Origin of the sequence: Thiolapillus sp. (assembly GCF_048562965.1) — a bacterium.
Taxonomy (GTDB): domain Bacteria; phylum Pseudomonadota; class Gammaproteobacteria; order Chromatiales; family Chromatiaceae; genus Thiolapillus; species Thiolapillus brandeum_A.
In genome coordinates this window covers 1-7,697 of sequence record NZ_JBHNMF010000133.1, presented here as the reverse complement: position 1 = coordinate 7,697, position 7,697 = coordinate 1, and the positions used below count along the sequence as shown (strand labels likewise).

The window sequence follows — 7,697 nt, the reverse complement described above, 5'->3', positions numbered from 1 at the left end:
TATTGCCGCATCTCCAGTTACCTGCAGACCATGGCAAATCAGGGATACAATCCGCTGGTCGCCATTCAAATGGCCTTTTCGGGACAGCTCTATGCTGATAGGGGTGAGTAGTTACCTTCCTGACATGATCCCCGTATTCCCGTGGCCTTGCTGCAGCTGCTGTATCTGTTGCTGGGTGTGACGGTGCTGGGTTTTAATCGCACGCCCGGACAGCTGCTGGTTGTCATAACATCTGCCTGCGTGCTGGATGTTGTTCTGCACCGCCTGATTCGTGGCAGCTGGCTGTTTCCTCTCAGTGCCTTCATCACGGGATTGTCTCTCAGTCTGCTGGTGAACTATGCCCATGGCTTGTGGCTGCCTCTGATCCCGGTGTTCCTGGCCATCGGCTCCAAGTATTTGTTCAGCGTGGACGGGCGGCATGTCTATAACCCCTCCCTGTTCGGCATCGTCGCCAGCCTGGTCCTGGCCAACGACATGATCAGCGTGTCCCCGGCCTACCAGTGGAACGGCATTCCCGCCCTGGGAGTGTTTATCGCCACGGCGGCCATCCTACTCTTCGGCCTGCGCATCCGGCGCAGCGTGCTGGTGGTGGCCTTTCTCGGCTTCTTCCTTGCCTGCCTGGGGCTGAGGGCCTGGATCATGCGTCATCACATTCCGCCGGAGACCCTGATTCTGGGCACTCTGAGCGCCCCGGCCTTCTACCTGTTCACCTTCTTCATGATCACCGATCCCGCGACTTCGCCGGAGAGCCGCAAGGGACAGGTGTTTATGGCCCTGGTCATCGTCCTGGTGGATTTCTTCCTGCACATCCGGGAAACCCTCTCCACCCTGTTCTACGCGGCTTTCGTCTGGTACAGCCTGTACGGGCTGTGGCGCTTGTGGGAAAGCTGCCGGGCACCGGACAAGGGGCCGGGGGAACGGATCAAAATCCTCGCCGGAGGTTTTCGCTGCCACATCAACTGGCGGGAGCGCCTGCGCACGGTCTTGGCCCTGGGGCTGCTGGCAGGCGCCGGGCTGGGGATGGGACGGCTGTGGCTCATGCCCATGAGCCAGGTGGATCCCGGTTTCGTTCTGGTGGAGATTCCGGCGGCGCAGGCGGGCATCAGCACCCATCCCGGCCAGGTGCTGCAACAGGTTGACCCGCGCCTGCGGCACGTGGCCAAGTGGCTGCTGTCCGTGGGAGATGCCGTGGCGGTGGCGGATTTCGACGGGGATGGCTGGCAGGATCTGTTTGTCACCTATCCCCTGAAAGCACCCCGGGATCGGGCCGCCCTGTACCGCAACCTGGGCGGTTTCCGTTTCCAGCGCGTACCCTTGCCGGCCCTGGACAACTATGTTCAGCATCCCAGGACCCAGGGTCTGCCTTCCGGCGCCCTCTGGTTCGATTATGACAACGATGGCGACAAGGACCTGCTGGTGCTCAGCGGTTACGGTTATCCGCGTCTCCTGGCCAACCGCCTGGCGGAGACGGGCGAGGCCGGTTTCGAGGATGTCAGCCAGACACAGCTCGGGCGCCCCTTCACCGTCAGCCTCACCGCCAATGTGCTGGACATGGACCGCGACGGCTGGCTGGACCTGTACATCGGCAACGCCATGCCCCCCTATCTTTCCGGTTACGACCGGCCCACGCCTTTCACGATTTTCGATCTTCCCGATCCGGAATATCCCGGCGACCGCCGCGCCCTGAACGTCATGCCCCGTTCCTGGCACAATGCCGACAACGGCGGCAGGGATCTGTTCTTCTTCAATCGCCGGGGACGGCTTGAGGCGGCGGACGTGGACGGCCTGGGCCTGGGCGAGACCCGCTGGACCCTGGATATCGGCGCCGGCGATCTCAATGGCGACGGCTGGACGGACCTGTACGTGGCCAATGATTTCGGCCCTGATTCCCTTTACATCAACCGCCGGGGACAACGCTTCGAGGCCATCCGCGGCGTGCTGCGCAACACCCTGGGCCGGGATACCTACAAGGGCATGAACGCCTCCCTTGGAGATATCGACGGCAATGGTTTCGACGACATCTATGTTTCCAATGTCCACGAGCCCCTGCAGGCCGAGGGCAGCCTGCTGTGGATGAACGATGGCCAGGTGGATTCAAAAGGCGCGGACGCCTTCCGTGATGAAGCCACCCGGCGCAACGCTCTCAACCCCCGGCGTTTCGGTTGGGGCGGCGCCATGGGGGACATGGACCGGGACGGCCGCCTGGATATCCTGCACGCCAATGGCATGGTGGACGATGCCTACGACCGCATCTATCCAGCCTGCGGGGACTACTGGTACTGGAATGCGCGTATCGCCCTGACCGGGCCGGATATTCATGGCTATGCCGACAGCTGGGCGGATCTGCGCGGGCGCTGCATCTTTCCCTACGAAAAAAACCGGGTGATGCTCAACCAGGGCCAGTTCTTCGTGGACGTGGCGGACCGGGTGGGCTGGACGCAAAAGGACAATGCCCGGGGCATAGCCCTGGCCGACCTGGACAACGACGGCGACCTGGACGTGCTCATGACCCACCAGTTCCAGCCCCTGGGGATCTTTCGCAACGATGCGGCTGTCAAAGGCTGGCTCGGGCTCGAATTACACGAGGATGGAAAACACTGCAACCGTGATGCGTTGGGCACGCGGGTGGAAATCCGCTATGGCGATCCCGTTCAGCGCCAGGTGCGGGAAGTTCACGCCAGCAACGGCCTCTCCGCCCAGGGTGATGCCCGCTTGCTGTTTGGCCTGGGGGATTATCAGGGCGATGTGCTGGTGCGCATACGCTGGTGTGGAGACAGACAGCAGGAGAGGCATGTCGCCAGCGGGCGTTACCTGCGCATCGACTATCCATCCTCGTCCTGAATTTGTTACCGCCTGCACATTCAGAAGAGGTGTTAGCCATTATGCTTTTGCAAAATAATGTTGTCGGGTGATCGAAAATGAAATTCCGGTTTGTACCAATCGCGGGTTGGTTGCTTGTATCTCTCACAGGCCAATGGCGATTATGGCCAGCAGGTCGTGGAACTGGTAAACCAGGAACGCTGGGACAATGGCCAGCTTGCGCCACTGAAAAAGAACTCAGCGCTGGATGCTGCGGCCATGGCGCACAGCCGGGGAATGGCTTACCGGGATTTCTTCGATCACTGCGATCTGGACAACAAGACCACGCCCTGGGACAGGATGCGACAGGCCGGCTATTCATTTCATGCTGCGGGCGAAAATATCGCTGCGGGCCAGGGTGATCCCGCCGATGTGATGAACAGCCCGGGACACCGGGCCAATATCCTGTCCAACAATTTCCGGGAAATGGGGGTGGGGTATGTCCTGCAATCCGATGACAGAAACAACATACGGCAGGACAGCAACGGTGACTGCGCAGCGGACAGAGCCGGGTCCGGGCCCTACTACCGCTACTGGACGCAGGACTTTGGCCGCTCGGGAGTTTATCCGCTGGTGATCGAGCGGGAAAAAGATGAAACCGCCTCTCCTCGCGTTGAACTCTATGTCTATGGGCAGGGGTTTGCCAGGGAGATGCGTTTTCAGAACGAAAACGGTAGCTGGTCCAGCTGGGAGGCATATGCAGAGAACAGGATGTGGGATCTGAGTGCCGGTGCAGGCAGCAAGCGTGTCAGCGTGCAAATACGCAACGGATCAGCGGTGGCGGCGGCCAGTGATGAAATCCTGCTGATCGCAGGATGCTCAGCCATGAACCAGGATCATTACCTGCAGCTTGCCGCCTGCAACACCCTGTCTGCAGGCAATGGCGGTTTTCGTGTGGTTGCAGGCGAAACGAGTTTTCACGCGCCCCGTATCGAACTCCAGCCCCGGTTTTCCGTGGCGGACAACGCTGTTTTCAGCGTGACCAGCGGTGTCCCCCAGTAGGCTGAATCAGTCTGCTGCGTACTCGAAAGAGTCGTAATACATCTGTTCTTCAGGAACCCCGACGGCGTGGAAGGCGTCTCTTGCCGCCTTGATCATGGGCGGAGGGCCGGCCATGTAGATGTCGTAATCGGCCAGGTTGTCATGGTCTTCGAGTACCGATTCATGCACCCAGCCTTTTCTGCCGTCCCAGCCTGCTTCGGGTTCTGACAGCACAGGCACGAACCGGAAATCGCTGTGCTCCTTTTCCCATTGTCTGGGCAGATCCGGCAGGTAGAGATCCGGCTGGGCGCGCACGCCCCAGTACAGTTCCATGGGGCGGTCGATGCCGGCATGGAAGGCATGTTCGATCTGTGACTTGATGGGCGCAAAACCGGTGCCGCCGGCGATGAACAGCATGGGGCGGTCGGATTCTTCATTGAGGGTGAAGGCGCCCAAAGGGGCCTCGATGCGCAGGATGGTCTTTTCCTTCATCTGGGTGAAGGCCCAGTCGGTAAAGACGCCGCCGTCCACGTGGCGGATATGCAGTTCGATAAAATCGTCGTCATGGGGGGCGCTGGCGATGGAGAAGGCTCTTCTGCGCCCGTCTTCCAGGATGAAATCCAGATACTGTCCGGCCATGAACTGCAGGCGTTGCTCGTCGGGCAACTTGAGGTACAAGCGAACCACGTCATCGGCAAGATGGTCGATCTTCGCCACTTTTACCGGCATGATGCGGGGCTCGATTTCCTTGGGGGTCTCTATTTCCTTGACCTTGAGCTCGACATCGGAGGCAGGCACCGCCTGGCAGGGCAGGCAGGCGTCGTCCGAGGCGTCCAGGAGCTTGTCCGGCTCTCCCTCGGGATACTCGATCTCGCCGGAAACCAGGGTGGCGATGCAGGCACCGCAAAAGCCGTTGCGGCAGCCATAGGGCAGGCCGATGTCCTGGCGGATGGCGGCATCCAGAATGGTTTCGCCGGTATCGACCTGAAACTGATGGCCGCTGGGGGAGAGTGTGATGGTAAAGCTCATGGGTGTTTTTCTTCATTTCCTTTAGACTTAAGCCACTAATTGTCGCTGATTTGACGCTATATGAAAACCGCTGGATCAATGGGGAACAAGAATATACTGCGCTGCCAGCCATGGAGAGCGAAGCGAAGGCTGGTAGTCCCCAGTAGCCGCGAGGCCGCACTGTTTTCCCGGCGTGCCTTGCGCCAGAGGGAAAACAAAGTAGGCCTCCGAACGCGGCGTCCAGTCATATGGGAGCCAAGTACGGAGCAGCAACGAGCTTGCGAAGTTGTTGCGCAGTGCTTGGTGACCAGGACGGCTGGGGCACAAATAGGTTGTCAAAGGCCGAGTCGATTTTGGGGACTGGGATGTCCCAAAATCTATCACGAGGCCGAAGACACGCTTGATTGCCGGTTGCGGCTACGTGGGACGCCGTCTGGCAGAGAGTCTGGGAAAGACAGGAATCAGCGGCCTGGTACGCAGCGAGGAAAGCAGCAGGGAACTGGCCGGGATGGGCATCACCCCGGTGAGGTGTGACCTGGGCCGTACAGCAGTCGGCCTGCCCTCTACCCGGGGAACTGACATCTACTACCTGCTGCCGCCACCGAAAACCGGCGTGGTGGACAGCTTCATGGAAAATTTTCTGCAGGGCCTGGAAGGCAGCGGCCCACCACGACGGATCGTCTACCTGGGCACCACAGGTGTGTACGGCGACTGCCGGGGGGAGTGGGTGGACGAGTCCACTCCTGTGAATCCGAAAGCAGACCGTGCGCTTCGCCGGCTGGATGCCGAACAGCAGTTGCAGGCCTGGGTGCGGCATCAGGATACGGAACTGGTGCGCCTGCGCGTGGCGGGCATCTACGGGCCGGACAAGCTGCCGCTGCAGCGCCTTCGTGCAGGCAAGCCCATGGTGGCGGAACGGCACGCGCCCTGGACCAACCGCATCCATGTGGATGATCTGGTACAGGTACTGCAGGCGGCCATGGTGCGGGGCAGAAACGGGGAAGTCTACAATGTGACCGACGGCCAGCCCGGCAACATGGCCGCCTATTTCAACAGGGTCGCGGATTTTGCCGGTCTGCCCCGGCCGGCGGTCATCGATCCCTCGGCAGGAGAGCAGGCGCTGTCAGCTGGCCTGCGTTCCTACCTGGCCGAGTCACGCCGTATCGACAACCGCAAGATGCTGCGGGAACTGGGTGTCGAACTGCGATATCCCACGCTGGAACAGGGGCTGGCAGCCTGTTTTTCTGTACGGTGATTGTCAACCCGGCACCAATATTGATGTCGGGTTAATACATCCCAGGTGGTATCATTGCTCCATTGTTTTCTGAAGATACTTGTTTATGGAAATTGAAGAATTGCGCGATCTGGTCGTCAACGTGCTGGACGACATGAAGGCCACGGACGTTACCGTGATCGACGTGCGCGAAAAGACCAGCATTGCCGACTATTTCGTGATCGCATCGGGCACATCCGACCGCCATGTAAAATCCTCTGCCGAAGCCGTGGCTTTCCAGGCCAAGCTGGCCGGAGAGCCACCGCTGGGCGTGGAAGGCGTAACCGAGGGCGAATGGGCGCTGGTGGACCTCAACGGTGTGGTGGTGCATGTCATGCAGGCCAAGGTCCGGGATTTCTACCAGCTGGAAAAACTCTGGGCGGTGGATGCCGGCGCGGCAGAGAAACTTTCCCGGGAGCGCGGGCAGTAGGTTTCCGTCTTTAGCCGTTGCCAGCTGATAAAGAATGGCCCGCATTGCCGCGGGCCATTTCTGTTCAGGCAGCTTCCTGCAGTGCCTGGATGCGCTTTTCCAGTGGCGGGTGACTGGCAAAAAGCTCATGCAGGCCCCCGCCGGCGATACCGAATGCGGCCATCTCGTCGGGCAGCGGTTCCGGCTGAGCCTGTCCCAGGCGCTGCAACGCAGCGATCATCTTGTGCCTGCCGGTCAGTCTGGCAGCACCCGCATCGGCGCGAAATTCCCGCCAGCGTGAGAACCAGGCCACGATCATCATCGCCAGGATGCCGAGCACGAACTGGGCGATCAGGGAGGTGATCCAGTAGGCCGGGCCATAGCCCTCCCGGGTATTGAACACGGTTCTGTCAACGATATGTCCGATGATGCGCGAGAAGAACACCACGAAGGTGTTCACCACGCCCTGAATCAGGGTCAGGGTCACCATGTCGCCGTTGGCTACGTGGCTGATCTCGTGGCCCAGCACTGCTTCGACCTCATCGCTGTTCATGTTTTGCAGCAGTCCCATGCTCACCGCAACCAGGGCGTCATTCCTGTTCCAGCCCGTGGCGAAGGCATTGGGCGAGGCGCTGGGGAAAATGCCCACTTCCGGCATCTTTATGCCGACTTCCCGGGACAGACGGGCAACAGTATCCACCAGCCAGCGGTCGGTGGAGCTGACGGGCTGTTCGATGATCTTTACACCCATGCTGCGTTTTGCCATCCACTTGGAGGCAAACAGAGAGATGAACGAGCCGGTAAAGCCGATCACTGCCGACATGATCAGCAGGGCATTCAGGTTCAGCCCGCCGCCCTGCCGGGCCAGCATGTCGTCCACGCCCAGGATGCGCATGGTGATGCTGAGCACCGCCAGAATGGCGACATTGGTACCCAGGAACAATAATATTCTTAGCATATTTTCGTATTTCCGCGAATCCCGCTTTTGTTGCAGTGGGATCAAAATTCATTTCAACGTTAGTTGTCGGGTACCATGTGATTATATTCCAAACAAGCGTGTCTTCGACCTCGTGATAGATTTTGGGACATCCCAGTCCCCAAAATCGACTCGGCCTTTGACAACCTATTTGTGCCCCAGCCGTCCTGGTCACCAAGCACTACGCAACA

7 protein-coding genes are annotated in these 7,697 nt (G+C 60.0%); 4 read left to right on the top strand and 3 right to left on the bottom strand.

What is annotated here, in order from left to right; genetic code table 11:
- Positions 1–141: 141 nt before the first annotated feature.
- Both ACOCD2_RS08890 and ACOCD2_RS08885 read left to right on the top strand, forming a co-directional pair.
- Complete coding sequence (locus ACOCD2_RS08890) at positions 142–2,841, top strand: FG-GAP-like repeat-containing protein (RefSeq protein WP_293647894.1); 2,700 nt, start codon at positions 142–144, stop codon at positions 2,839–2,841.
- Between the two features lie 114 nt (positions 2,842–2,955).
- On the top strand, positions 2,956–3,861 hold the full coding sequence (locus ACOCD2_RS08885) for a CAP domain-containing protein (protein WP_293647896.1): 906 nt from the start codon (positions 2,956–2,958) through the stop codon (positions 3,859–3,861).
- 6 nt (positions 3,862–3,867) lie between these two features.
- Here ACOCD2_RS08885 and ACOCD2_RS08880 read toward each other — a convergent pair whose 3' ends face one another.
- Both ACOCD2_RS08880 and ACOCD2_RS08875 read right to left on the bottom strand, forming a co-directional pair.
- A complete protein-coding gene (locus tag ACOCD2_RS08880; RefSeq protein WP_293647898.1) occupies positions 3,868–4,869 on the bottom strand; it encodes a CDP-6-deoxy-delta-3,4-glucoseen reductase in 1,002 nt (333 codons plus the stop codon).
- A gap of 75 nt (positions 4,870–4,944) precedes the next feature.
- Positions 4,945–5,232, bottom strand: coding sequence for a hypothetical protein (locus tag ACOCD2_RS08875; protein WP_293652509.1), 288 nt, complete (start codon positions 5,230–5,232; stop codon positions 4,945–4,947).
- A 16-nt stretch (positions 5,233–5,248) separates the two neighbouring features.
- Here ACOCD2_RS08875 and ACOCD2_RS08870 point away from each other — a divergent pair, with 16 nt between their 5' ends.
- Positions 5,249–6,103, top strand: a complete 855-nt coding sequence (locus ACOCD2_RS08870) for an SDR family oxidoreductase (protein ID WP_293652510.1) — start codon at positions 5,249–5,251, stop codon at positions 6,101–6,103.
- A gap of 85 nt (positions 6,104–6,188) precedes the next feature.
- Complete coding sequence (gene rsfS / locus ACOCD2_RS08865) at positions 6,189–6,551, top strand: ribosome silencing factor (RefSeq protein WP_293652511.1); 363 nt, start codon at positions 6,189–6,191, stop codon at positions 6,549–6,551.
- Between the two features lie 64 nt (positions 6,552–6,615).
- Here rsfS and htpX read toward each other — a convergent pair whose 3' ends face one another.
- Positions 6,616–7,488, bottom strand: coding sequence for a protease HtpX (gene htpX / locus ACOCD2_RS08860; RefSeq protein ID WP_293652512.1), 873 nt, complete (start codon positions 7,486–7,488; stop codon positions 6,616–6,618).
- Between the last annotated feature and the right edge of the window lie 209 nt (positions 7,489–7,697).

Coding starts and splice junctions, on each gene's coding strand:
- ACOCD2_RS08880 (WP_293647898.1), bottom strand. CDS start 4,869: ATGAGCTTTACCATCACACTCTCCCCCAGCGGCCATCAGTTTCAGGTC.
- rsfS (WP_293652511.1), top strand. CDS start 6,189: ATGGAAATTGAAGAATTGCGCGATCTGGTCGTCAACGTGCTGGACGAC.
- htpX (WP_293652512.1), bottom strand. CDS start 7,488: ATGCTAAGAATATTATTGTTCCTGGGTACCAATGTCGCCATTCTGGCG.